A 23,407-nucleotide genomic window follows, 5' to 3' on the forward strand; every position below is an offset into this window, starting at 1 on the left:
CGATGAAAGCGTCAACAAAAACAGAATTCATGAGGAGGTCGACAGATAAGATGAGAAAATGGACAGCAACAGCACTTATTCTTATGCTTTGCCTGCTGCTGGCGGCGGGCTGCGCAAGCAACGGCAACAATGGCAACAATGGAAATAAAGGAAGCTCGAATGCGACGAACGCGCCGAGCGAAGGAGCGGCAACCGATAAACCGGCGGATAAGCCCAAGGATCCCGTGAAATTGACGATGTGGGGCGGCGTTCCAGCCGAATCGGGACCGCAGGCGGTCGTGGATGCCTGGAATAAGGAGCATCCCGAGATTCAGGTGGAGTATGTTCGGTATGTGAACGATGACGCCGGCAATCTGAAGCTGGATACGGCGCTTATCTCCGGACAAAGCGCGGATCTGTTCGTCAACTATACGAGCACCGCGCTGCAGAAGCGTATTGAATCCGGCGCCGCGATGGACTTAAGCGTCTTCACCGATTACAGCATCGATGAGAAGATGGGCGCGGACGCGAAGGGTTGGCAGGTAGACGGCAAATATTACGGCGTTCCGACGACAAAGAGCGCGTTCTTCGTCGCCTTGAACAAGGAATTGCTGGATGAGGCGGGTCTTGAGATTCCGAAGTCCTGGACATGGGATGAGCTGCGCGAATATGCGAATAAGCTGAAGGGCGATGGACGTTACGGCTATGTGTCCCATATGGAACCGTTCTCCGACCCGCTCGACTCCGTGCTGGAGAAGGATGGTTACTTGAAGGCGGACGGGACATCGAATCTCGATGATCCGCTTGCCGTTGCATGGATGTCAACGATGAAAGCGATGATGGATGAGGATAAGAGCATGCCTAAGTACGGCGAGCAGCTTACCTCCAAGATGCCGGTCGACGCCGAGTTCCTGAAGGGCAACGCGGCAATCCTCAATATTGGCGCATGGCTGCTGAGAAGCTCGAACAACATGACAGACTATCCGCGCGACTTCACGATCGCATTCGCTCCGGTGCCGAGAATGACGGAGAATGAATCCGACTTTATCTCGCGCGGCGGCATTGGCGACATGATCTCGATCAATGCAAAGTCGAAGTATACGGCGGAAGCATGGGAATTCTTGAAATGGTACGCGGACGGCGGAATGGCGCCGATGGCGGCAGGCGGACGCTTGCCGGCGTCGAAGGATGCCGATGCGGATGCCGCGATGAAGGCGCTGCTGGGCGATCATGCCGATACCTATGATATTGATTCGCTTCAATACGTTCTGTTCGGCAACGACATTCCGACCTATGTCAGAAGCTTGCCGCAGCAAGTGATGGACATCCGCAGTGAGGAATACGAGAAATTCTTCCTCGGGGCTCAGACGGCTGAGCAGACGGCAGCGAACATGGTGAAGCGCCATAATGATTTCCTGAAGCAGAAGTAATCCGGCAGCGGAAGCAATAGCAACATCGCGGAAGGAGAAAGAGGCTCGCTCTTTCTCCTTCCGCCTTCAATAAGGAGTGAGACACTTGAAGAAGAGCTGGATGCAGAGACAGAGCTGGAATGGATATGTCTTTATTGCGCCGAATATGATTGGGGTACTGCTGTTTTTTATCCTGCCCGCCATTTATTCCTTCTATTTGATTTTTACGAACTATCAATTCTCGAAGCCGGATTATACCTTCGTCGGCTTGGATAATTTCACGCGGTTGTTCGACGATCCGACCTTCTACGCCTCGATCAAGAACACGCTGATCTTCCTGGCTTCCGTGCCGTTCTCCATCGGCCTTGCCTTTTTCGTGGCGGTGGCGCTGAACAAATCGGTTTATTTGAAAAGCTTGCTTCGTGCCTTCTATTTCATGCCTTACATTACAAGCGGAATCGCGATTGCGTTCGTCTGGATGCTGCTGTTTCAGCCAAGTCAAGGGCCGATCAACGGACTGCTGCGTTCTATTGGAATCGACAATCCGCCGGGCTGGCTGTCCTCGCTTGATACGTCGATGTACGCGATCGATATCATCTGGATCTGGTTCATGCTTGGCTACAATATGATTATTTACTTGGCGGCGTTGCAGGAAATCTCGCCGGAGCTTAGCGAAGCGGCGGAGATTGACGGGGCGAGAGCCTGGCATAAAATCAGACATGTCATCTGGCCGCTCGTCAGTCCGACCACCTTCCTGCTGCTCATTACAGGACTGATCATGACCATCAAGACCTTTGGCATTATTCAAGCGATTACGCAAGGCGGACCCGGCGACAGCACGACGATCATTTCCTTGTTCGTCTACAAGACGGCCTTCCGCTATTATGAGATGGGCTACGCTTCGGCGATTTCATGGGTATTGTTCGCGTTCGTCCTGGTCATTACGCTGCTGCAATGGTTTGGACAGAAGCGATGGGTTCATTATTAAGAGGAGGTGTTCCAATTGAACAGAACGACAACCGCACCGACACCGAAGCTTGGAGCATCCCCCAGGATCATGAAGGCGCCAATTCTCGACATTAAGAAGCTGCTGATGACGATCATGATGCTGTTCTTTGCAATCATCATGATCCTGCCGTTCCTATGGATGATCAGCACATCCTTCAAGACGCCTGCGGAGGTGTTCGTCTATCCGATCGAATGGATTCCGAAGCATTTCGTATGGGAGCATCATGTGAAGGTGTGGAGCGGCGAGAACAGCTTTGTGCATTATTACTGGAATTCGATCAAAATATCGCTAACATCCTCCATCTTCGCGACGCTGTTCGCTTCAATGGCGGGCTACGGCTTCTCCCGCATCGACTTCAAGGGGAAAAACGGATTATTCCTGCTCTACCTGTCGATGATGATGATTCCGCCTCAGGTGTTGTTCGTGCCCAAGTTCATCATGTTCAACTGGGCGGGCATCTACAATACGCATTGGGCGCTTATCCTGCCCGGCATGTTCACCATCTTCGGAGTGTTCATGATGCGGCAATTCCTGCTGCAGGTTCCGAAGGATATTTCTGAGTCGGCGTTCATTGACGGAGCGGGGCATTACCGCATCTTCTTCCGGTTGATGCTGCCTCTTGCCAAGCCTGCTCTTGCAACCCTGTTCATCATTGATTTCTCCTGGCATTGGAATGATTACGAGAACGCGCTCGTCCTCCTGCTGGATGATGATCTCTACACGGTTCCGCTCGGTTTGCAAAATTTTATTCTCGAATTCAACGTGGATTACAACGGCATGATGGCAGCCGCCACAGCCGGCATTCTGCCGATGCTGCTCATCTTCATCGTCGGTCAGCGCTTCATTATCGAAGGCGTGTCGAGCGCTGCGGTGAAGGGGTAGGACGGCGGATTAGAGGAGAAAATGTTCTTCTTTGCAGTGAATCAAAGGCATCTTATCTCGTATGAGATAGGATGCCTGTTTGCGCAGGCGCATGATACAATGGAGATGAATGCCATAGGTGAACGGCGATTAGAACGGTAGGATCGGGAGGAATGAACATCGAAATTCATACGGTTTGTTTGAAAGAGGGGCTGACGGAAGAGCAATTCGCGCGACTTTGCGGAAGCTTGCCGCTGGAGCGACAGCAGCGTCTGAAGAAATTCCGAAGGCGCGAGGACGCCGAGCGGACGCTGATAGGAGATATTCTCGTCCGGTATTTGCTGAGAGACAGATACGGAATTGATATGGCAGAGGTTGATTTCGCGCGAAACAGGTATGGAAAACCGTATGTGGACGGTCGGGAGGATGTACATTTTAACGTATCTCATTCGGGAGATTGGGTCGCTTGCGTTCTGCATAGCTCTGCTGCTGGCATTGATATTGAACAGATTAAGGCGATTAACCTTGATATTGCACAGCGTTATTTTGCCGAGGAAGAGGTTCAATTCTTATTCGGTCAGCCGGATGGGGAGCAGCTTGACTGGTTCTATCGGCTATGGACCTGCAAGGAAAGCGGCGTGAAGGAGGAAGGCATGGGCTTGTCGCGTTCGCTGCAATCATTCAGCATTGAATTTCACGGCGTTAATGAAGCTAGAGAAGCGGGGCGACGCTTCCGGTTATACCAGCCCGAAGAGGACTATGTCATGGCTGTATGCGCGAAGCAAGGCGACTTCCCGGATCGGCCGGAGCTCTGGACAGCCCAGGCGCTGGCGGAAGTCTATGCCGAATTTGCTGAAGGTTAACCTGTCGGAGCCGCATTATCCGTTCTCCGCAGAGCCGGAGAAGTTGCGTTATTATTTGAAACGCGTGAAGCCTAGAGGTATCCGGGCACAGCAAGCTCAGTCGGCGGCAGGCGAGGTCCGGAGTGGAAGCCTCCGAACGGGAAATTACGAGGGCGACCGCCGTTATTACGGAAGTGGATTTATTTTATAAAACGGGAGGGCTTAATGAGTGAAGACGCTTTATGTATCTGATCTGGACGGAACGCTGCTGAACAGCTCGTTGCGGGTGAGCGATGCGTCTGTGCAAATGATTAATGTTCTAATTGGCGAAGGTCTGCCTTTCACGATTGCAACTGCAAGATCCATCGAGTCTGCACGCGAACTGCTGTCTGGCATTCATCTGTCGCTGCCAGCCGTATTTATGAATGGCGTGTTTATTACGCATCCGCAGACCGGGGAGACAGTGAGGGAGCATTTCCTGCCCTGTTCAGTAGGTGAAGCTATAGTGGATGCTTATCTTCGGGAAGGTTTGAAGCCGGTTGTGTATACGATTGACGGGGAAGATGCGTCGCGCGTTTATTATCGCGGGGTGCATAATCGGAGCGAAGAGCTGTATATCGGGGATCGGCTTCAGACACAGAGCGAGCGTTTTAGAATAACCAGTGACTTCACAGCTTGTTTGCAAGAGAAGCTCATTACGGTGAATGCGATTGATCTGCCTGAGAAGCTGGAGCCTGTCTACAAGGCTTTCTCAGAACGAGAGGACTGCATCTGCCATTACGGTCCGGATGTGTATTGTCCAGGCTACTATTGGCTGGAGATTTCCAGCGCTCACGCAACCAAGAGCCGAGCGGTTCTGGAGGTGAAGGAGCGCTATGGCTATAATCGAGTGGTTGTATTCGGCGACAATCTCAATGATCTCTCCATGTTCGAGATTGCGGACGAGAGCTACGCGGTAGCAAATGCGCATGAGCTGGTGAAGCAGGCGGCTTCGCGGGTCATTGACAGCAACGACGATGATGGCGTTGCCAGGTTTCTCGCGGAGCGGAAGAGAAACGGAAAGTGAAGAGATATGTAATAAAGCTCCAGACGTTGATCGGGTATGCGATAGGCTGAAAGTGCGGGGAGTTAAGGTAGTGAATGGAGGGATAACGCGCCATTGGGAGGCGGTGGACGGCTTGTTTTGGGGATCCTGACGGGCATTTGTAGGAGATTTTGCAGGTGCTGTATTGAATGGAGATTAACGAGGAGGGAACTGTAATGGTGAACAATTCTTCGGCTGTTATTGAGCAATACATGCGGAACCTGGACAGCTATTCGATAGAGCAGCTGCGGTTTAAATGCAAAGATGACATATGGTCGGTCGGGCAAATGTATATCCACGTAATCGAAGTGGCGAAAGAGTACATCGGGCACATTGAAACATGCAGTAGGGCAACGGACGAAGAGCCTGAAGGCAAGACGGAAGACGGTACGAAGGCGCTTGGCGAAAATGAGTGGCCCAATATCCGCGTGAAACTTGAAGAATCGCCCAACGCGACAAGAAACCCCGAGAGCAAGGATGAAATTATAGCTGGCCTGGAGCAGGTGCTGGAGAAGTTAGACTACTGGGCGGGTTGCGTTGATGAGACGAATCCGGCTTGCAAAGTGCGCCATGGCTGGTTTGGCTGGCTGGACGCACGTGAGTGGTTTGAGTTGGTTGGCATGCACAGCAGACATCATTTGCGCCAGAAGGCGAGGCTGGACGAGAGTCTGGCGGAGGCTGGCATAAGATAGGCCGATGAAAGACTGTTGATAGTGATCTACGAATGCTCGTCATTCCTCTAAGGTGTACCTCGCCAGAGCCTTGGCTGCACTTTCACGCATGCGTCGCTTCAGCTTTTCGCCTTCGACAATCCTTACGCGCAAGCCGAGGAAGCGGATTTTGGATAGCAGAAATTCGCTTTCTCCCCCAAGATAAGTGACTCTAATTCGGTAAATCTCGGTTTCTTCATCGAAGCTAACCTTCTTATCAAAGCAAGAGAAGGCATACAGAATACGCGACAGCTCCTCGTTATAGCTCTTCACAATTTCAATGACGGCTTCTTCTTGCCGCTCTTTGAGAAGCCTCGCCACTCTGGCACGCAGCTTCTGGATACGATCGAGTGGAACCGCTATTTCTTCGAGGCTGATGATATGCGAGAGTCTCGTAGACATAAGGGCTCGGTTTCTTGTGTTGTACCACAGCAGATACCATTCACGCTTTACCATGCTGTATTCGAGCTTGATGGGAAGGCCGTTTTGATTTGACTTCGTTCCGCCATGCTTCAATCGAAGGGAGAGGCGAATGCCGCTATTATTCATAATCGCGCGTCGACATGGACGGATGAGAGGATGATAGACTTGCTTCTCTTTGCTTTTCGCTTTCTCTATGATGATCTCCTGACTCGAATGTGCTGCTTCCTGCTTCAGCATCGCTCGTAATTTGTTCAAGGTATCAGGTGTGAAAGCATCATTTGCTGCAGGATGCTCCAGCATGGTTCTAAGCCAAGCTCTCTCCCCGGAAGTAAGCGCAAGCGAATCCGTCTCTTCCAGGCGGTTCATCATCCCGACATTGAAGATTTTCTCAAATGGATTCATAATAGGTCGCAAGCTCCTTCCATTCTTCAATAAATTCCTTGCGAAGCCATGCGGGCTCGAGCACCTCGCAGCTTGAGCCGAAGCTGCGCAGCCAAGGCTTGATTTCATAAATGCCGTTGACATGTATTTCATAAAGGATGGTTTGCTCTGATTCTTCTGTGATTGTCCCCCATTGTCCTTGGGCTTCAACTCGCTCTCTAACGAAGTTAACGCCAGCGGGATCCGGGTGGAAGAAACGCGCAACTACCTTCAAGGGGCGCAGCGTGTCTATGACCCAGCTGTTCTGCAATTGCTGCTCTACCGAGCCCAGGCGCTGACCGAATTCCTCGACAGGAACCGATTCTCCCAGCTCAACTTGAGTCAAGCCCTCCATACGATATTTGATCATTCCCATCCTGGGATGGCTGCCGACCAAATACCATCTGCCATATTGATGATCATAAATGACGCGAAGAGGCAACGTCGTTTGCGCTTGTCCATTCGTTTCGCGCTCAAATAAGGGATTCGTGTTCTTCGAAGCGTAGTTCTTTCCCTTCTTGGGCGATAAGTAGAGAAATTCAATCTTTCTTCTCTCTCGAATGGCTTGAGATAGAATGGGGAGATGCGCTTCGTCGAGAATGCGTGAATGATAATGATATTTGTACGTCAAAACCTCGGTTGCTTCAAAATTCCATTGCCGTATTCGCAAAGCCTTCTTCAGCGTATCGCGCAGCAGATAGCCTTGGACGGACGGAACCTGCGTGTTCGCCATCACATCGACGAAATCATAAAGATCGAGCAGTTCGTCATCATATAATTCATTCATCAAATCATTGGCGGCTCGGTAGTGAATCGGCCTTGCTTCGCCGCAGCGCAGAATAACGCCGATTTCCTCCAAATACTTCAAATCTCCGCGCAATGTTTTCTCATCCGGACACGGGAAATCCGAGAGCATCTCGTCATTGCAGAGCTCGAGCAATTGCTTTACGGTCAGCTCTTGATCCTGCAATTGCATAATTAGGAACGATAAACGAGCGCACTCGGATTCCTTCATCGATTTCGTGCGAAAGAGAAAGAGGAGCAGCGGATCCGAGGATTCGTAATGATTGTAACGCAAGCCCTCTGACAGTTGAGATGCTTGCTCCGCAGCCAGCGCGAGCTGCAGATTGTTTCTCGTATCGTTCAAATATCGCAAGGTTTTGTCATAGGTATGAACGGAAATGCCGAGCCGCTCGGCGAACTGTTGCCGGTTATAGGCTCCGCCGGTAAGAGACAGCATGCGCAGGAATTGAATCTCTTTGTCAAAGCTTTCTTTTGCCATAGGGGATCGTCTCCTTGCCTTGTTGCATGGAATGGTTCCTCCTTATTGTACCAATTGTGAATGATGGAGAAAATGGGAAATAATCAAACTCGTCATACTTTCACCATGTTCGAATTGAGTTATATGAGCGAAGATAAGGGCAAGGAGTAGGCGGAATAAACCGGGAGCGAAGGCGTGGAGGGGAAGGGAAAGGGGGATATCCAGCGATGATACTAATCGATAAAGAAACGATAAGAGAGCAATTGGCAATTCTGGAGCAGGAGGAAGAGATACGAATCCTGTACGCTTGCGAATCAGGGAGCCGGGCGTGGGGGTTTCCTTCTCAGGACAGCGATTATGATGTGAGATTTATCTATATCCGAAAGCCGGAGTGGTATCTTTCCATTTTTGATAAGAGAGATGTCATAGAAAGGCCGATCAGCGATAGTCTGGACATAAGCGGCTGGGATTTGCGCAAGGCGCTGAAGCTGTATCGGAAGTCTAATCCCCCGTTGCTGGAGTGGCTGCAGTCGCCGATTCCTTATATGGAGAAGTTCAGTGTTGCCGAGCAGCTTCGAGCGATCTCTCCGTTGACCTTTTCTCCGAAAGCGTGCATGTTTCATTATTTGAATATGGCGCGAGGCAACTATCGGGACTATCTGCAAGGGGAGCGGGTGAGGATTAAGAAATACTTCTATGTGCTAAGGCCGGTGCTGGCATGCGAATGGATCGAGAGATACGGTGAGATGCCGCCGATGGCATTCGATGAGCTGGTTGAACGGTTGATTCCAGAATCGACTGAGCTTTGGGAGGTTGTCCAGCGTTTGCTTGCCCGGAAGAGAGCAGGCGAGGAACTGGATATGGAGCCTAAGCTAAACTCTATTAATGATTATCTCGAGGAACAATTAACGAGACTAAGCGAGGTTGCGAGTGTTCAGCAATCGGCCGGCGCGCGATTGGACGAACAATTAGATGATTTATTCCGTTCGGCTTTGAAGGAAGTATGGGGTTAGTTTTGTGGTAAAACTGAAATTTGGAAAGGAAGGTTAGCATGGCTATCATGCAAGTGAAATCAACAAATCCGCGATTTAGCTTTTTGATTTGAGGTTATGATGACAAAAGAAGACGAATTGCACGCTAATCCAGTCCCAGGGCTGGATTTTTTGTGTCCGCCATTTGGAATTCCCTCCCCTCATGCGATACACTGATTAGTAGAATATTGAATAGAGGAGGGCTTTACGATGAGCTTCGGCAACGACAATGTCTATATGGGAGATAATAAAGTGCTGCAGCATTTCGAGCAGCTGTCCAAGATTCCGCGGGGATCTGGCAATGAGAAGGCGGTCAGCGATTATGTGGCAGACTTCGCTAGAGCGCGAGGCTGCGAGGTGCTGCAGGACGAGCATGATAATCTCATCATACGCAAGCCTGCTTCGAAGGGCTGCGAAGCGGCTCCGACGGTTATTTTCCAGGGGCATCTGGATATGGTATGCGAGAAGAATAAGTCGACGGTGCATGATTTCACGAAGGACCCTATTCGCTTTCGTATCGAGGGAGATATAATCTATGCGGAAGGCACGACGCTTGGAGGCGATAACGGAATTGCCGTTGCAACGGCCTTGGCGATTATGGATTCCCCCGAGCTGCAGCATCCCGAGCTTGAGATTCTGATGACGACGGAGGAAGAGACGAGCATGGGAGGCGCGTTCCAGCTTGACGCCTCGCCGCTTAAGGGGAGAATGATGATTAATTTCGATTCCGATCGCGAAGGAATCCTGTTCGTGAGCAGCGCCGGCGGGGTGAATCTGTATCATGAGCTTCAGCTTGCTTGGGAGGGCAGGGAGGATGCGGAAAGCACCAGCCCGTATACCATCAGCGTGCAAGGCTTGATGGGCGGACATTCCGGCGACGACATTATTCATGAACGAGGCAACGCCAACAAGCTGCTGGGCAGAGTTCTCGATGATTTGCGCAGACATGTTGAATTCGAGCTTGCAGGCTTGACTGGTGGAATGAAGGTGAACGCGATTCCGCGCGAAGCGGAGGCGCTGGTCTACTTGAGCAAAGAGGGCAAGGAGACGGCGGCAGCAAGGATCGCGCAGTTAAATCACATTTTGCAGGATGAGTTTCAAGCAAGCGACCGTGATATCAAGGTCGTGCTTCAAGCAGGCTTTGAATCAGAAGGGGCAGCAGCGGAGGCGGCGCAAGCTAATGCAGGGAGACGATTGACGGAGGAGATCAAACAGAAGGTCATTTCCTTGCTGCTGCTCATTCCAAACGGCGTACTCAGCATGGACAAGCATATGGACAATTTGGTTCGGACATCGTCGAATCTCGGCGTTGTTGCGATGACGGAGAATCATATCGCGATGCGGAGTCTGGCAAGAAGCTCGGTTCGTTCGCAAATAGACGTAGTGGTGAATGAAATGGAGGCGCTGGCCGACGCTATAGGTTGCGAATTCCGGAAGGATCAATATTTCCCGGGCTGGCCTTATCGGGCGGAGTCCAGATTGCGCCCGATTTTCGAGGAGGTCTATGCCCGTCGCTTCGGCAAACCGCTTGAGATCAAGGCGATTCACGCGGGACTGGAATGCGGCGTGCTTATCGAGAAGCTGCCGGAGCTTGACGCGGTATCCTGCGGGCCCAATTTATTCGATATTCATACGCCGCAGGAGCATCTATCCATTTCTTCGGTGGAACGGACATGGGGGTTTCTCCAAGAGGTGCTTAAGGAGCTTAAATAAGGGAGATGGGGAAATGAGATTTCGTGAACTGCCTGGTACGGATTTGGAGTCTGCGGTCATCGGCCTCGGAACGGTTGGCTTTGGAAGCAAGCAGGATGAGGAATCCTCCTTTGCCTTGTTGGATCGGTATGTGGAGCTCGGAGGCAATTTCATTGATACGGCGAATATTTACGCCGATTTTCTTGGCGGAGAGAAAGGACTTAGCGAGAAGACGATTGGACGTTGGCTGAGCTCGCGCGGCTCGAGAAGTGATGTCATTCTATCGACCAAAGGAGCGCATCCTCCGTTCGACGGATCGAGCCGCAAACGGTTGGATGCAGCTTCAATAGCGAGTGATTTGCATGAAAGTTTGGAGAGGCTTCAGACGGATCGAATCGACCTGTATTTTCTGCATCGGGATGACCCGGATATGGAGGTGCGGAATATTATGGATGCTCTCCATGAGCATGTTGCAGCGGGGGAGATCCGCTATATCGGCGCTTCCAATTGGAAGCCTGCCCGAATCGAAGAGGCGAACCGGTATGCGCGAGAAATCGGCAAGACGCCCTTTGTTGCAAGCCAGCCCCATTGGAACCTGGCTTCCTTGAATCCGGGGGCGATGGCGGAGGACATGACTGCCGTAGATGATGAAGCGTACGCTTATTATGTGGGCGCGGGACTGGCGGTGTTCGCTTATTCCTCGCAAGCCGGAGGGTTTTTCAGCGGTCGTTACGGAAGGGGGACAAGACCGGATTCGGGCAGCGCGGGCCATGTGGAGAAGATGTATGCGAATGAGGAAAGCTACCGCAGGCTTGAACGGGTGCAGGAGCTGGCGGCAGAGCTGGGAGTGAGTCCATCTCAAGTTACGCTCGCCTATCTCACCTCGCAGCCTTTTCCGGTTATCGCGCTTGCCGGCGTGACGAAGCTTGCGTATCTCGAGGATAGCTGCAAGGCGGGGGATTTGAAGCTGACTGATGAGCAGTTATCTTATTTGGTCAATGGCTGAGGATTAATGCTCAATCAACGGGTAAGCAAACGATAGTCGGTTGAACTGCGTCGGAATTCCTATATGACGAATGCTCTTACGGACATTTTTGACTCTTACAGAGCGTAAAGCTAGAGTTTGAAATTGTAACGGACATTTTCGGCTGTTACAGATGATAGTAGTGGATGAAAAGGTAATTTTGTCGGTTTAAAGGTCAAAAATGTCCGCTAGAATCTGAAATCAGCTCAAACTTGCTTCTAAGGGTCGAAAATGTCCGTTGCGCTTCGTCATTGACATTTTTAGTTGTTGTGAATATAATTGCTTTAACAACTAAATTAACCTGAAGGAGATCATTCTGATGAATGAGAAGCATGACCAGCAGGAATCGCATGACCCGCAGATATCGCAGGAACCCCATGAACCGCAGGAATCGCATGCTCAACTAGATCAGCTAGATCAACATAATCAGCTTCGGCTCGCTGGGAAGCGGAAGTATAACGAAGTCATGGACAGCTCGGCAGGCTTTCTGATGGGCGTGACGTATCGCAAGATGTCGACCATGTTCATGCAGAAGCTGAAGCCGTTCAAGGTTACATCGGAGCAGTGGATCGTTTTGTATTGCATCAGCCAGAGGAATGGGATTATCCAGAAGGATATCGCGGAGCGGGTCGGGAAGGACCGGCCAACGGTCACGAGGATTCTGGATGTGCTCGCAGACAAAGGGCTTGTCTCCAAGAAAGCTGATGAAGCAGACAGAAGATCGTTCCTGGTGTATGCGACTGCGGAAGGCCGTCAACTGATCGAACAGACGATTGAACTGGAGCATCTCTCCATTGAAGAAGCGACGGCGGGAATAAGCCCGGAGGAGTATGATTTGCTGGTCAGACTTCTCAGGCGCATCGGCGATAATATCGACGGAAAATTTTGAGAGCGGAGGAATCCATGCATCATGACCAAACAGAATAAAACCATACAGCAGTCGCAATTACGACAAGATAATCGATTATGGACGAAATCGTTTATTATGATAACTTTATCCTATTTTCTCTTATTTCTAAGCTTGCAAATGCTGCTTTCGCCGTTTCCAAGCTACGCGAAGGATCGGTTCGATCCAAGCGACTTCATGGTGAGTTTAACGACAAGCTTGTTCGCGTTGTCGGCCATTGCAACAAGGTTCGCGACAGCCGCGCTGATGCGCAAGGTTCATCGCAATACGTTGCTGCTGATAGGACTGATGATTGCGACGGCGGCAACCTTGGCCTATTCCTATGTAGACAGCTTCGCAACTTTGCTTCTTCTGAGAGTATGCTTCGGAATCGGCTTCGGAATCGGGAGCACAGTAATGCCGACGATGGTTACGCAGCTTATTCCCGGCAGTCGTATCGGAGAAGGAATCGGTTATTTCGGTCTATCGACGAGCCTCGCGATGTCCTTCGGTCCGTTGATCGGACTCTCGATGCTGGAGCAATACGGCTTCGATCGCTTGACCTTCCTAGGGGCGGCGGCATCGATTCTGATCATTCCCTTGTTATTCGGCTCGCGTTCAATCCCGCCGCAGCCGATGAGAGCGGCGCATTCGACAGCAAGGGATGCAAAAGCGCCGTTTAATCGCAAGGTGTTCTTCCCTGCCTTGCTTAATGTTCTGCTTTCTGTCACTTACGGGGGGCTGCTCAGCTTTCTGGCCTTATTCGGAGAGGAAGAGCATCTGAAGCATGTAGGCTTATTCTTTCTCTTCAATGTGTTCTCCATTCTAATTATTCGTCCGATTTCAGGCAGATTGTTCGACAAGCATGGCCATGCGGCAGTACTGCTGCCGGGCGCAATATGCATCGTTGCGGGACTCACGCTTGTCTCTTATTCCACGCATTTGATTATGCTGCTTGCCGCCGCTTTATTGTATGGACTCGGCTTTGGCGCGATGCAGCCGACCCTCCAGGCGTGGATGCTCCGTGATTCGGCGCCTGTCCATCATGGCGCAGTGAATAGCTTGTTCTACAACTCGATTGATTTCGGCGTGGCGATAGGTTCGATGCTCCTTGGCATTATCGCCTCAATATACTCGTATGCCTTTATGTATCGCTGCTCTGTGGCCTTCATGCTGCTCTTCATTTTTGTTTACGGGCTGATGCTCGCGTCGAATAAAAAACGTCGAAATATACGTCCTGAGCTTGAGTATTGACAAAAAATAATAGGTTTTCAGATGGAAAGTAGCTATAATGAGTGTAAAACACTGCGAGGTAACGATGACAGAAAACACTCGGGATTGCATTCGCATCAAACGGTTGCTACTCATCGGACAGATTTCTGTATATTTCGGACTGCTTATTTTGACGCTGCGTCAACTATGGCTGTATCCGGCGCATCATTATCCATACGTTGTGGTCATTATGAGCATCGGTTTTTTGCCTTCGCTTCTTGCTCTGCGCTTCAAGCCGGCCGCTCAGCCTTATATTTTAGTCATTAACTCGCTTCTGCTCGTATCCTGCGTCTTTATCCTTTTGCAGGAATGGGCGTTGTCGGGGGTGTTTATCCTCGTACCCGTATACGCTTTGTTGTTCCAGCAACGACACATTTACCTGTTCTCCGCGATATGCTCCATTGTGTTGTACACGGCTTTGTCATCCCTAATTTTGTTCTCGGAAAATAAATCCAGCATGCAGTTTGTTGTTCTGCTCGATATGCTGACAATATTCCTTATTCTTGTCTTCATTATCTATTATGTATTCAAGGATCTGCGTTGGCGGAATATTCGGGAAGCCAGGCATGTGCAGACTATCTATACTTTATCTCTCAGTGTAGAGGCCAGGGACCCCTATACTCAGGGCCATTCCGAAAGAGTGGCGAGAATCGTAAGAATCATTGCGGATCGCTTGCCTCAACTGGATTCGGAGCTTGCCTATAACAGCGGTCTGGTGCATGATGTCGGCAAATTGTCCATTACGGATTCGGTTCTGCAGAAGGAGAATCGAATGACGGGGGGAGAATATGAGCTGATGAAGACCCATACGACAATCGGAGCCAAATTATGCAACAATCTGAATATTTCCGAGGAAATAGTCGAGGGTGTCCTTCATCATCATGAGCGATTCGACGGGACGGGCTATCCACATGGCCTTCAAGGGGAAGAAATTCCCTTGATCGCCAGAGTGCTCAGCATCGCGGACGCGATAGATGCAATGTGCTCGAATCGTTCCTACCGGAGCGCACTCGAGCTTAATCATGTGTACGCGGAGCTGGATCGTTGCAAAGGCTCGCAGTTCGATCCCGTGTTGGTCAAGCTCGTACAGGAGATATGGCGGGAAATTGAACTGCTGTACGAAGAAGAAGGCGAATAGCTGTCGGAACTTCAGCTCTCGCTCATCCGTCATTCATGTCTCGTGCCGGTCAGATCATGACTTGAAGCTGCTTCACATAGGATTGCAGTTCGGCATTTCTCTCCAAGAAGTTCTCATATACCCGCAGCAATGTCGGATTCGGTTCGGTTTTCATAAGCTCTTGCCGAAGCAAGGCGAAAACCTCCAGCAGTTGCTCGCGTTCTTTATTGGTCAGGTCGAGCTGTTCAATCTTGCGGGAGAAGGAGTCCAGATACTCGAAAAGCGTCTGCTTCTGCGTCTCCGGATCAGCTGGATTAATATGATTCGTGTAAATATTAACAGCATTCAGAACCGGCTTGGGCTGGCGGGCGAGCATATCCTTCACAATGGCATCCATGCGTTCCGCGATGAACGAGGCAAGCTCGGCCATCGGGAGCGAGACGGCTTTCTGAATGGCGTAGCCTGCATATTCCTTCATTATTCCTCTGTATATAGCCACAATATCCCAGATATATAGTCCAATGACATCTCCATACGCTTCGTCGAAGCATTCCCGATGCCAGGTTAGCAGCGCGGAGCGCTTCTTCTTCCATGCCACAATGAAGTTTTCGTTATGAGTAATGGGAAGCTCCTTGAATTCGCTTGCGAAATAATAATTTTCCAGCGTATGCTGCAGTTGAAACGCGATCTTGCGGCATAGTCTCTCCTTGGCAGAATGTTCCGAATGATGCTCGTCAAGCGCTCTGGCTTCTTCAAGCATCTTGCGATGAACATGAACGAATACGGCAGTGAATAAATCTTCTTTGGAAGGGAAGATCTTGTAGATGCTGCCCTTGGCCATGCCGCAAGCATCGGCGATATCCTTCATGGATGCGGCGAAATAACCTTTCTCGATAAAAACGGCCATTGCCGTTTGCAAAATTTGTTGTTTTCTCAACTCTTCCAGATCTTCCATTGCAATCACCCCCGTATATTCTGACATGCAAAAGGGAGGAGGTCAATATAGGATGAGATGCATGCGTTTGACAGTGAAAACTCACGGGTCATATAATGGACGTGAGGGTTTTGTTGAAAATAACGGGAGGTGACCAAAGCGTCAGCTTTGGAGAGATGAAAATTGCAGATGGAATTGAAGTGCTGGAAATCTCAATGGAAAAGCTCGGAAACCCAATGGTGCTCAACCTGACGGCGGTCTATGATGGGGATTCCGCCGTGTTGATTGATACGGCAATGCCTGGTTTTTATGGAGAAATTATGGCTTTGTTGCAGCAAATCGGCGTTCAGGAATCGGATCTGCGGGCAATTATTCTGACTCACCAGGATATCGATCATATCGGCGGTCTGCCGGAATTGCTTGCGGAGAGCGGCAATGAGTTGAAGATATACGCGCATGCGGAAGATAAACCTTATATCGACGGTGAAATTCCTTTCTTGAAATTCGGCGGAGAACGGAAAGAGGGGATGCTGCAAGCCATGCCGGAGAAGCGGCGCGAGCAATTCGTCGCGACATTCTCGGCCGACACGCCGTCGGTCATTACGGATGTTTTGAAGGATGGAGAAGAGCTGCCTTTCGGAGGAGGACTCTTAGTTGTTCATACCCCGGGCCATACGCCTGGTCATGCGTGTTTCTATCATAAGCGCAGCAAGACGCTTGTTGCGGCGGATGCGATGGTGGTCGCGAACGGCGAGCTGCACGGACCGAATCCGGCCAATACTCCGAACCGGGAGCAAGCGATCGAGTCGCTTAAGAAACTGAAAGCCTTTGATATCGATACCGTTATTTGCTATCACGGAGGCGTCTACAGAGGCGATGTGAGCAAACGCATAGATGAAATTATGGCAAGCACACCTTAGACGGCGAATCTTAGACGGCGAATGCTGATCGATGTACCCCAAGTGAAAGAAAAGAAGTGATGTTATGACAGCGATTTTCGGTTGGTTGAAAATAAATGGAGCAGCCTTTCTGTTTACAGCGGCGCTTGCTGTTGTCGGGGGACTGCTGTTCGAATGGATCGGCATTCCGATTCCTTGGCTGCTGGGGCCAATGATTCTCGTCCTGATCGGCTCAAAGCTGACCAAGAGCTTCCAGCCATGCTGGCCTTCCGAGCTGCGGAATACGGGGATGATCATTGTCGGATATATGATCGGGCTGTCATTCACGGCGAATACCTTCAAGGAGATCGGGAAGCAGCTTCCTTCCATGATGCTGCTTACGCTCCTGCTGCTGGTCTGTACGTATTTGATTGCTTTGCTGATTGCGAAGCTGTCAGGGATCGCCTTTCCGACAATATTGATGGGGAGCATCCCGGGCGGTCTAAGCCAGATGATTATTCTGGCTGAGGAGCTCAAGGGAATCGATCTGACAGTCGTCACCTTCCTGCAGGTTTCGCGGTTGATGATGATTATCTTCTTCGTTCCGATGCTTGTGTTCAGCCCGCTTGTCGGAGCTTCAATGGGAACGGAGCTGTCAGACTCAGCTGCGGCTGCGACGGCAATAGCTGCCGATTGGAGCGCCATGTTTCCGCATATCTGGCTTTATGCCGCCGCATGTCCGCTTCTTGCGCTTATTGGCAATCGCATCAAATTTCCAACGGCCTTCTTGCTTGGCCCGATGGTGGCGACCATTGTCATCCATCTGTCGGGATTTGCGGGACCGATGCTCCCGCCAGCGCTGGTTGATGTCTCGCAGCTGCTGATTGGCGGTTATCTGGGGCTGATGTTTAAGCCCGAGAAGCTGCAGAACAAGCTGAAAATCATCTCACTGGCTTGCTTAAGCGGAATCATTCTGATCCTTTGCTCTCTTGGACTCAGCTTGCTTCTGATGCATCTGCGAGATACGCCTCTGGCGACCAGCTTCCTCAGCCTGTCTCCAGGCGCAATGGATCAGATGGGCATTATCGCGCGAGAAGTCGATGCCGATCTCTCTTTCGTCATTTGCTATCAGTTGTTTCGAACGCTGTTCATCTTCCTTGTCGTGCCGCCATTGCTGAAGTTTCTGTTCCGTTCCATGCTGCGGAGGAAGGAAGAGAATCAAGCGGCGTAGAGGTTCGAGAGAGGGTTATGACGAAGTCTGTCGAATAGGAATGGTATGAAATATATAAAACCAATTGCGATTATGCTGTTCTTCTTAATGCTTCTGCTCTCACTGCGTTTGTTCTGGAACGAGCTGCATGCCGTTCCGGATCATCCTCGCGCCGTGCAAGGCGTTATCGACCTTAGAGGCTGGGATTTCGAGAGCTCGCATACCATTACTCTCGATGGAGAGTGGGCATTCTATCCTAATCAACTGCTAACAAATGAAGAGATAAACTCAGAGACGACCGCCGCCGCAGCATCTATTCAAGTGCCGGGAAATTGGGGGAATCCTTCCGGGAAGAGAGACGATAAGGCGATCGGCTACGGAACCTACCGGCTTCGTATTCTCGTCGATGGAGGGCTTGATCAGCCCTATGTCTTCTGGTTCCACCGAATCGAAAGCTCGTCGCTTGTTGAAATTAACGGCATTAAGGAGAAGCCGTTTGGCATTCCGGCAGAGGAAGAGAAAAATTACATGCCGCGGGTGAAGTCGTATACTGCCTCTTATCTGGATAGGGACGGGGATGTCCGCGAACTGGATTTGCTCATTCAAGCAGCCAATTATACGCATCCGTCCCAAGGAGGCATTCTAAGTCCGATTCGCTTCGGCTCGCAGGCTGCGGTCGATTCGGAGAGATGGTATTCCATCGGCTTTCAGTTTGTCGTGTTTACCATTCTTTTGCTGCATGCTCTTTATGCCTTGATTTTGTTTGTGTTCAGTCGCGGACAGAGCGTCTTTCTTGTCTTCTTCCTGCTGCTCCTGGCCGCAGGCTTAATTGTGGTTTCCGATCATGATCGTTTACTTCTGCAATGGCTGCCTTTGAATTATACCTGGGGGCTTAAAATCAGATTGCTGTCGTACATGTGGCTGTCCTTCTGGGTGCTGCAGCTCTCGAGAATGTTCTCGGGGCAATCGGGCCGGTCCAAGTGGTTCAATGCGTACGCGGCGGCGCACATCGGATACACGCTGTTTATTATCTCCGCTTCCGCCAAGCTTGTCTATTATAGCTACGACGGGCATATGTTTCTGTTGTTCTATGTGATGCCTTTTGCCGGTTTCCTTATTGTGCTCGGCAGAATGGTTCTGAGAAATCAGCAGGATGTATTCCTGCTTCTCTTCTCGGCTGCGAGCATTCTGTCGAGTGCGCTTGCGGGAATGTTCAATTCCCGCCAAGCTTACGGCAATGAATTTTATCCGATTGATATTCTGGCCGCGATTGTCGGTTTCTCCGCCTATTGGTTCAAGCGCTATTTCCGCAATGCGGCGGAGAGGGACGCTCTCAACGCCAGACTGGTAGAGACCGATCGATTGAAGGATCAATTCCTGGCCAATACTTCGCATGAGCTCCGAACGCCGCTTCATGGCATTATGAATATTGCGCTTGGATTGGCGGGGAATGAGACGGAACGGCTGGGCAGCGGGGGGAAGAAGGATCTCAACCTCTTAATTACAATCAGCCGGCGGATGTCCAGCATACTGGATGATCTTCTGGATTCAGCGCGGCTTCGGGAGAAGGGGATCGAGCTTAACAGAGAACCGGTCTTCTTGCAAGCCGTTGCCCAAGGCGTTATCGATATGCTTCGCTATATGCTCGAGGGTCGTTCCGTTCGCATGGAGATGCGAATTGCCGAGGATGCTCCGCCCGTCTGGGCCGATGAGAAGAGAATGGTGCAGATTCTTTACAACCTGCTGCATAACGCAGCCAAATTTACGGAGCGAGGCATTATTGCCGTATCGGCAGATGTGATGGATGAGTGGCTTATTGTTCGCGTAACGGATACTGGCCAGGGCATGGATGAGGCTGTGTTAGCCCGTGTATTCAAGCCTTATGAGCAAGGCGTGGAAGGCGCTCGGGACGGGCGAGGAATCGGGCTGGGTCTAAGTATCAGCAAGGAGCTGGCAGAGTTGCATGGAAGCGAATTGATGGTGAGCTCCAAACCGGGCCAGGGCTCCGAGTTCAGCCTCCTGTTGCCTCTTGCCGATACCGCGTCGCGTCAAGCTCCGCAAAAGACTGCCCTTGTGGAGCAGGAGCAGGAGATCGACAGTCTAGCCGCCTATGCCGCGGACCCAATCCATTCTGTTCATTCGGCGTTTCATCTCGACGCCTCTTCTTCCGACTTGTGGGATTCGATCCCGCTGCTTCATGGAAGCAAAGCGCGCATTCTCGCGGTGGACGACGATAGGGTCAATCTGACTGTGCTTGAAACCATCCTGTCCCGCACCGCTTACGAGCTTCATACGACCGCTACTGTCAAGGAAATGCTAGATTTGCTCGATCGGGAAGCATGGGATCTTCTTATCGTCGATGTGATGATGCCCGGCATGTCGGGCTACGAGTTGACCAAGCGGGTAAGGGAACGCTTCTCCTTGTCAGATTTGCCAATTTTGCTGCTGACGGCGCGGAGCCAACTGCAGGACATCTACATGGGCTTCTCCAGCGGCGCCAACGATTATGTTACCAAGCCGGTGGATGCTCTCGAGCTGCAATACCGCATCTGGTCGCTGACGACGCTTAAGCAATCTGTAGATGACGGTCTGCGCATGGAGGCCGCTTACCTGCAAGCGCAAATTCAGCCGCATTTTCTATTCAATGCGATGAATGCCATTCTGGCTTTGAGCAGTCTGGATACGGAACGGATGCATAAGCTTGGAGACGCCTTCACGACGTATCTTAGAATCAGCTATCATTTTCTTAACGCGGGCAAGCAGGTTATGCTCCATCATGAGCTCGAGCTGGTTCAAGCTTATCTCTATATCGAGCAAGAACGATTCGAGGACAGGCTGTCTGTCGTATGGGAAGGCGACCAAGCTCTGCAGGTGCTCATTCCGCCGCTGACGATTCAGCCAATTGTAGAGAACGCGGTGAAGCACGGGATATTAAGCCGCCAAATCGGCGGCACGGTCTATATCCGAACAGAGCGAAAGAACGAAGAGGTCTTGATAGAGGTGCGGGATAACGGACCGGGGATGAGCGAAGAGACAATTCGCCTGCTTCTGGAGCATCCCGGCCATCCGGAGAAGCAATCCGAGGGGATTGGATTGTACAATACGAACCGAAGACTGAAGCAAACGTATGGCCGAGGCTTGTCTATATGGAGTCGGCTCGGCGAAGGGTCGACGATATCGTTCGTTATTCCATTTCGGCAGTTAATAAACGAAGCGCCTCTGCATCCAGTAGCTGAACAGGAATAGAACGGCTTCCGTTGCAAGCTTGGTCGCAGCCAGCGGGATCCAGAGTCTCTCGTGCAGCGCGTACATGAGTCCATAATTCAGCATCATAATGATAGCTACCAATGTGAAATACCGGAGCAGCGAATTGCGATTGCCGCTGCTCTTCTTACTGTTGAAAACGAAGGTCCGATTCATCGTGTAGTTGAAGATGGAACTGGTGATCCTGGCCCCGAGCACAGAGACGAGCAGATTCCCGCAAAGCCATTGAAGCAGCAGCACCAGTACGAAATCAATAACGGCTGAGAAGCCGGAAGAGGTCATGAATTTCAGGAATGGCAGATAGATCAGGGCGGAATCGGCCAGCGGCCGGAAATGAGAGGATTTGTTGTCCTCAAGATAGACGGTGTCGATTTCGATTTCCAGAATTGGATAGCCGGCTGACTTGGCTTCGAGAAGCATGTTCATCTCATACTCGAAGCGCTCGCCCGGTATATCGCACAGCCAATTCAGCATATCTGCTGAATAGCCGCGAAGTCCGGTTTGCGTATCGCCGACTGTTTGGCCGGTAGCGTACGAATAGACAAGACGCGTTGCCGTGTTGCCGAACCGGCTTCGCATTGGAACCTTGCCGGTGAAGCGTCTGCTGCCGAGAACAATCGTATCGGGATGACCCTCTATGGCGTTAACGATTCGCATAATATCCTTGGGAAGATGCTGTCCGTCGCTGTCCGCACAGACGACTCCGCCCGTGTTCCCAAGCAGCTTCGCATGCATAAATCCAGTCTTCAGAGCCCGTCCCTTGCCCATATTCTTGCTGTGGGCAATGACGGTGCAGCCGGCTTCTTCCGCGGAATGGAAGATGGCGCGGTACGCTTCGCTGCTGCCGTCATCCACAACCAGTATGGAAGAGTTGCCGCTCTTCTTCAAATCATGAATTAACGCGATTAATCGTTCATCAGGTTCATAAGCGGGAATCAGAATCATCATCCTCGTCATCTGCCTTTCCATTGGGGTCATCGACTGCGATTCGTTATTCCGGGATGTAGATAATATCGCTGACACCGCGCTCCTGTCCTTTCCCCTGGGGATTATTGACGACTCTTCCATTGAAATACATCGTAGATGAACCTCCGCCGTCCAGGTTATAGGCTTCTGTCGCTCCCAAATCAACGAAGAGCTGAGAAAATTCAGTCAACGTCATGCCGCGGCTGTAACCGGTATCGCGTCCGTCCACGACGACGAATACATAATGATTCGGAGCGATCATGCCAATGCCCGTTCTGGGATTCGCGGCTTGAATGGACCGATTGCCGAAATTCGTGTCTATGGTGACTTTGCCGGTATAGGTGATTGCCTCTCCGTCCTGCACGAGCGCGGGGCCGAAAGAAAATGTGTTCGTCACGCCTGCCGCAATCAAATCAGATGTCGATTCCGTGTTCTCGTCATAGCTTCGCATCGTTCCGTCCTCGAAGGCAGCGAATCCCTCGCGAGCGGGTTCATCCCGGTAGACGGTGCCGTTCCGTACGACAACCCCGTCATCGCGGAAGCCGTAATAATCGCCATTGATGGCGAAAATCGCGTTATTGTTCTCGGCGATCGTCGAAGTGTCTTGCGTAATGTTCGTGCCGAAGGCGTTCTTGGCGAAGGCGGTGAGCAGGCTGGAGGCATCCTTCACCGTCACATCGGCGACAAAATAAGTAATCGTATCCTCTCCGGAGCCAGTCTGTTCCTTCTGGATGCTGATCGTCGCGTCCTCGCTCTTGTAATTCCAATCATCGGCGACAGCTTGACTATCGCTTCCGGCATCCTCCGATTGGTTGTCAGCACCCGCGCTTCCGCCGTCAGCCTCATTAACGGTAGAATCGGAAATCGAATCGTCTGACTTGTCGAGTGAGGGACTGGCGACAACCACCTCGACATGCTCGATCAGGTAGCGGTCGGCGAGCTTGTAGAGGACGGCGCCTATCAAAGCCAGGACAATGAAGGCTGCAAGGAATATTTTCTTCTTGCGGCTTAGTGATTGCATGGACTTCTCTCCTTGCTTAAACAATTTGTATGGCTGTTTTGCGATAGGCTTATTGTCGCTTGGTGAAATGAAATCGATATGAAAGTTATCTGAAAGTGTGCTGAATGGCAAGAA

At 51.1% G+C, this 23,407-nt stretch carries 21 protein-coding genes; 16 read left to right on the forward strand and 5 right to left on the reverse strand.

Translation table 11 applies throughout. From position 1 onward, the window contains the following. Positions 1–50 precede the first annotated feature (50 nt). From HFP08_RS00605 to HFP08_RS00635, 7 genes are all read left to right on the forward strand, one after another. Positions 51–1,409, forward strand: a complete 1,359-nt coding sequence (locus tag HFP08_RS00605) for an ABC transporter substrate-binding protein (RefSeq protein ID WP_240940982.1) — start codon at positions 51–53, stop codon at positions 1,407–1,409. A gap of 85 nt (positions 1,410–1,494) precedes the next feature. Continuing rightward, a complete protein-coding gene (locus HFP08_RS00610; RefSeq protein WP_168118577.1) occupies positions 1,495–2,376 on the forward strand; it encodes a carbohydrate ABC transporter permease in 882 nt (293 codons plus the stop codon). A gap of 69 nt (positions 2,377–2,445) precedes the next feature. Beyond that, positions 2,446–3,279, forward strand: a complete 834-nt coding sequence (locus HFP08_RS00615; protein ID WP_168118888.1) for a carbohydrate ABC transporter permease — start codon at positions 2,446–2,448, stop codon at positions 3,277–3,279. Between the two features lie 152 nt (positions 3,280–3,431). After that, positions 3,432–4,121 carry a 4'-phosphopantetheinyl transferase family protein gene (locus tag HFP08_RS00620; RefSeq protein ID WP_168118578.1) on the forward strand — a complete coding sequence of 230 codons (690 nt, stop codon included), beginning with the start codon at positions 3,432–3,434 and terminating at the stop codon, positions 4,119–4,121. Next, positions 4,099–4,311, forward strand: coding sequence for a hypothetical protein (locus HFP08_RS00625; RefSeq protein ID WP_168118579.1), 213 nt, complete (start codon positions 4,099–4,101; stop codon positions 4,309–4,311). The genes HFP08_RS00620 and HFP08_RS00625 overlap by 23 nt, the downstream gene beginning before the upstream one ends. A gap of 18 nt (positions 4,312–4,329) precedes the next feature. Then, the gene (locus tag HFP08_RS00630) at positions 4,330–5,166 is read left to right on the forward strand and encodes an HAD family hydrolase (RefSeq protein ID WP_168118580.1); all 837 of its coding nucleotides are present in this window, start codon (positions 4,330–4,332) and stop codon (positions 5,164–5,166) included. A gap of 194 nt (positions 5,167–5,360) precedes the next feature. Continuing rightward, complete coding sequence (locus HFP08_RS00635) at positions 5,361–5,876, forward strand: DinB family protein (RefSeq protein ID WP_168118581.1); 516 nt, start codon at positions 5,361–5,363, stop codon at positions 5,874–5,876. A gap of 39 nt (positions 5,877–5,915) precedes the next feature. On the opposite strand, the gene HFP08_RS00640 is transcribed toward HFP08_RS00635, so the two are convergent. Further along, positions 5,916–6,719 carry a WYL domain-containing protein gene (locus HFP08_RS00640; RefSeq protein ID WP_168118582.1) on the reverse strand — a complete coding sequence of 268 codons (804 nt, stop codon included), beginning with the start codon at positions 6,717–6,719 and terminating at the stop codon, positions 5,916–5,918. Next, positions 6,706–8,019: a helix-turn-helix transcriptional regulator gene (locus HFP08_RS00645; RefSeq protein WP_168118583.1), complete on the reverse strand. Its 1,314-nt coding sequence runs from the start codon at positions 8,017–8,019 to the stop codon at positions 6,706–6,708. Before HFP08_RS00645 ends, HFP08_RS00640 begins: the two co-directional genes overlap by 14 nt. 206 nt (positions 8,020–8,225) lie before the next feature. Between HFP08_RS00645 and HFP08_RS00650 the strand changes: the two genes are divergently transcribed. The 6 genes from HFP08_RS00650 (at position 8,226) to HFP08_RS00675 (ending at position 15,041) form a co-directional block, all read left to right on the forward strand. Further along, positions 8,226–9,011 (forward strand): nucleotidyltransferase domain-containing protein, encoded by a 786-nt coding sequence (locus tag HFP08_RS00650; RefSeq protein ID WP_168118584.1) that lies wholly within the window; start codon positions 8,226–8,228, stop codon positions 9,009–9,011. A 228-nt stretch (positions 9,012–9,239) separates the two neighbouring features. Next, on the forward strand, positions 9,240–10,742 hold the full coding sequence (locus HFP08_RS00655; RefSeq protein WP_206109153.1) for an aminoacyl-histidine dipeptidase: 1,503 nt from the start codon (positions 9,240–9,242) through the stop codon (positions 10,740–10,742). 13 nt (positions 10,743–10,755) lie between these two features. Beyond that, positions 10,756–11,727, forward strand: a complete 972-nt coding sequence (locus tag HFP08_RS00660; protein ID WP_168118585.1) for an aldo/keto reductase — start codon at positions 10,756–10,758, stop codon at positions 11,725–11,727. 337 nt (positions 11,728–12,064) lie between these two features. Next, positions 12,065–12,634, forward strand: a complete 570-nt coding sequence (locus HFP08_RS00665) for a MarR family winged helix-turn-helix transcriptional regulator (RefSeq protein ID WP_240940983.1) — start codon at positions 12,065–12,067, stop codon at positions 12,632–12,634. Positions 12,635–12,655: 21 nt separating this feature from the next. Next, complete coding sequence (locus HFP08_RS00670) at positions 12,656–13,885, forward strand: MFS transporter (RefSeq protein ID WP_168118586.1); 1,230 nt, start codon at positions 12,656–12,658, stop codon at positions 13,883–13,885. 64 nt (positions 13,886–13,949) lie between these two features. Beyond that, positions 13,950–15,041: an HD-GYP domain-containing protein gene (locus tag HFP08_RS00675; protein WP_168118587.1), complete on the forward strand. Its 1,092-nt coding sequence runs from the start codon at positions 13,950–13,952 to the stop codon at positions 15,039–15,041. A 49-nt stretch (positions 15,042–15,090) separates the two neighbouring features. On the opposite strand, the gene HFP08_RS00680 is transcribed toward HFP08_RS00675, so the two are convergent. Continuing rightward, on the reverse strand, positions 15,091–15,975 hold the full coding sequence (locus tag HFP08_RS00680) for a TetR/AcrR family transcriptional regulator (protein ID WP_168118588.1): 885 nt from the start codon (positions 15,973–15,975) through the stop codon (positions 15,091–15,093). A gap of 155 nt (positions 15,976–16,130) precedes the next feature. Between HFP08_RS00680 and HFP08_RS00685 the strand changes: the two genes are divergently transcribed. From HFP08_RS00685 to HFP08_RS00695, 3 genes are all read left to right on the forward strand, one after another. Continuing rightward, complete coding sequence (locus tag HFP08_RS00685; RefSeq protein WP_168118589.1) at positions 16,131–16,874, forward strand: MBL fold metallo-hydrolase; 744 nt, start codon at positions 16,131–16,133, stop codon at positions 16,872–16,874. A 64-nt stretch (positions 16,875–16,938) separates the two neighbouring features. Next, on the forward strand, positions 16,939–18,063 hold the full coding sequence (locus tag HFP08_RS00690; protein WP_168118590.1) for an AbrB family transcriptional regulator: 1,125 nt from the start codon (positions 16,939–16,941) through the stop codon (positions 18,061–18,063). Between the two features lie 45 nt (positions 18,064–18,108). After that, entirely contained in the window at positions 18,109–21,288 is a 3,180-nt protein-coding gene (locus tag HFP08_RS00695; protein WP_168118591.1) for an ATP-binding response regulator, read from the forward strand. On the opposite strand, the gene HFP08_RS00700 is transcribed toward HFP08_RS00695, so the two are convergent. Both HFP08_RS00700 and HFP08_RS00705 read right to left on the reverse strand, forming a co-directional pair. Further along, positions 21,244–22,254 carry a bifunctional glycosyltransferase family 2/GtrA family protein gene (locus tag HFP08_RS00700; RefSeq protein ID WP_168118592.1) on the reverse strand — a complete coding sequence of 337 codons (1,011 nt, stop codon included), beginning with the start codon at positions 22,252–22,254 and terminating at the stop codon, positions 21,244–21,246. The two genes, HFP08_RS00695 and HFP08_RS00700, sit on opposite strands and share 45 nt — an antisense overlap. Before the next feature lie 43 nt (positions 22,255–22,297). Continuing rightward, positions 22,298–23,293, reverse strand: a complete 996-nt coding sequence (locus HFP08_RS00705; RefSeq protein WP_168118593.1) for a phosphodiester glycosidase family protein — start codon at positions 23,291–23,293, stop codon at positions 22,298–22,300. Between the last annotated feature and the right edge of the window lie 114 nt (positions 23,294–23,407).

Origin of the sequence: Paenibacillus sp. HB172176 (genome assembly GCF_011947265.1) — a bacterium.
Classification (GTDB): Bacteria; Bacillota; Bacilli; order Paenibacillales; family Paenibacillaceae; genus Pristimantibacillus.

What these genes read in the sequence shown, in the direction of transcription:
- HFP08_RS00640 (WP_168118582.1), bottom strand. Translation starts at nt 6,719, where the DNA reads ATGAATCCATTTGAGAAAATCTTCAATGTCGGGATGATGAACCGCCTG.
- HFP08_RS00700 (WP_168118592.1), bottom strand. Translation starts at nt 22,254, where the DNA reads ATGATGATTCTGATTCCCGCTTATGAACCTGATGAACGATTAATCGCG.
- HFP08_RS00635 (WP_168118581.1), top strand. Translation starts at nt 5,361, where the DNA reads ATGGTGAACAATTCTTCGGCTGTTATTGAGCAATACATGCGGAACCTG.
- HFP08_RS00660 (WP_168118585.1), top strand. Translation starts at nt 10,756, where the DNA reads ATGAGATTTCGTGAACTGCCTGGTACGGATTTGGAGTCTGCGGTCATC.
- HFP08_RS00685 (WP_168118589.1), top strand. Translation starts at nt 16,131, where the DNA reads ATGAAAATTGCAGATGGAATTGAAGTGCTGGAAATCTCAATGGAAAAG.
- HFP08_RS00625 (WP_168118579.1), top strand. Translation starts at nt 4,099, where the DNA reads ATGCCGAATTTGCTGAAGGTTAACCTGTCGGAGCCGCATTATCCGTTC.
- HFP08_RS00645 (WP_168118583.1), bottom strand. Translation starts at nt 8,019, where the DNA reads ATGGCAAAAGAAAGCTTTGACAAAGAGATTCAATTCCTGCGCATGCTG.
- HFP08_RS00695 (WP_168118591.1), top strand. Translation starts at nt 18,109, where the DNA reads ATGAAATATATAAAACCAATTGCGATTATGCTGTTCTTCTTAATGCTT.
- HFP08_RS00605 (WP_240940982.1), top strand. Translation starts at nt 51, where the DNA reads ATGAGAAAATGGACAGCAACAGCACTTATTCTTATGCTTTGCCTGCTG.
- HFP08_RS00655 (WP_206109153.1), top strand. Translation starts at nt 9,240, where the DNA reads ATGAGCTTCGGCAACGACAATGTCTATATGGGAGATAATAAAGTGCTG.
- HFP08_RS00620 (WP_168118578.1), top strand. Translation starts at nt 3,432, where the DNA reads ATGAACATCGAAATTCATACGGTTTGTTTGAAAGAGGGGCTGACGGAA.
- HFP08_RS00615 (WP_168118888.1), top strand. Translation starts at nt 2,446, where the DNA reads ATGAAGGCGCCAATTCTCGACATTAAGAAGCTGCTGATGACGATCATG.
- HFP08_RS00705 (WP_168118593.1), bottom strand. Translation starts at nt 23,293, where the DNA reads ATGCAATCACTAAGCCGCAAGAAGAAAATATTCCTTGCAGCCTTCATT.
- HFP08_RS00680 (WP_168118588.1), bottom strand. Translation starts at nt 15,975, where the DNA reads ATGGAAGATCTGGAAGAGTTGAGAAAACAACAAATTTTGCAAACGGCA.
- HFP08_RS00675 (WP_168118587.1), top strand. Translation starts at nt 13,950, where the DNA reads ATGACAGAAAACACTCGGGATTGCATTCGCATCAAACGGTTGCTACTC.
- HFP08_RS00670 (WP_168118586.1), top strand. Translation starts at nt 12,656, where the DNA reads ATGACCAAACAGAATAAAACCATACAGCAGTCGCAATTACGACAAGAT.
- HFP08_RS00665 (WP_240940983.1), top strand. Translation starts at nt 12,065, where the DNA reads ATGAATGAGAAGCATGACCAGCAGGAATCGCATGACCCGCAGATATCG.
- HFP08_RS00650 (WP_168118584.1), top strand. Translation starts at nt 8,226, where the DNA reads ATGATACTAATCGATAAAGAAACGATAAGAGAGCAATTGGCAATTCTG.
- HFP08_RS00690 (WP_168118590.1), top strand. Translation starts at nt 16,939, where the DNA reads ATGACAGCGATTTTCGGTTGGTTGAAAATAAATGGAGCAGCCTTTCTG.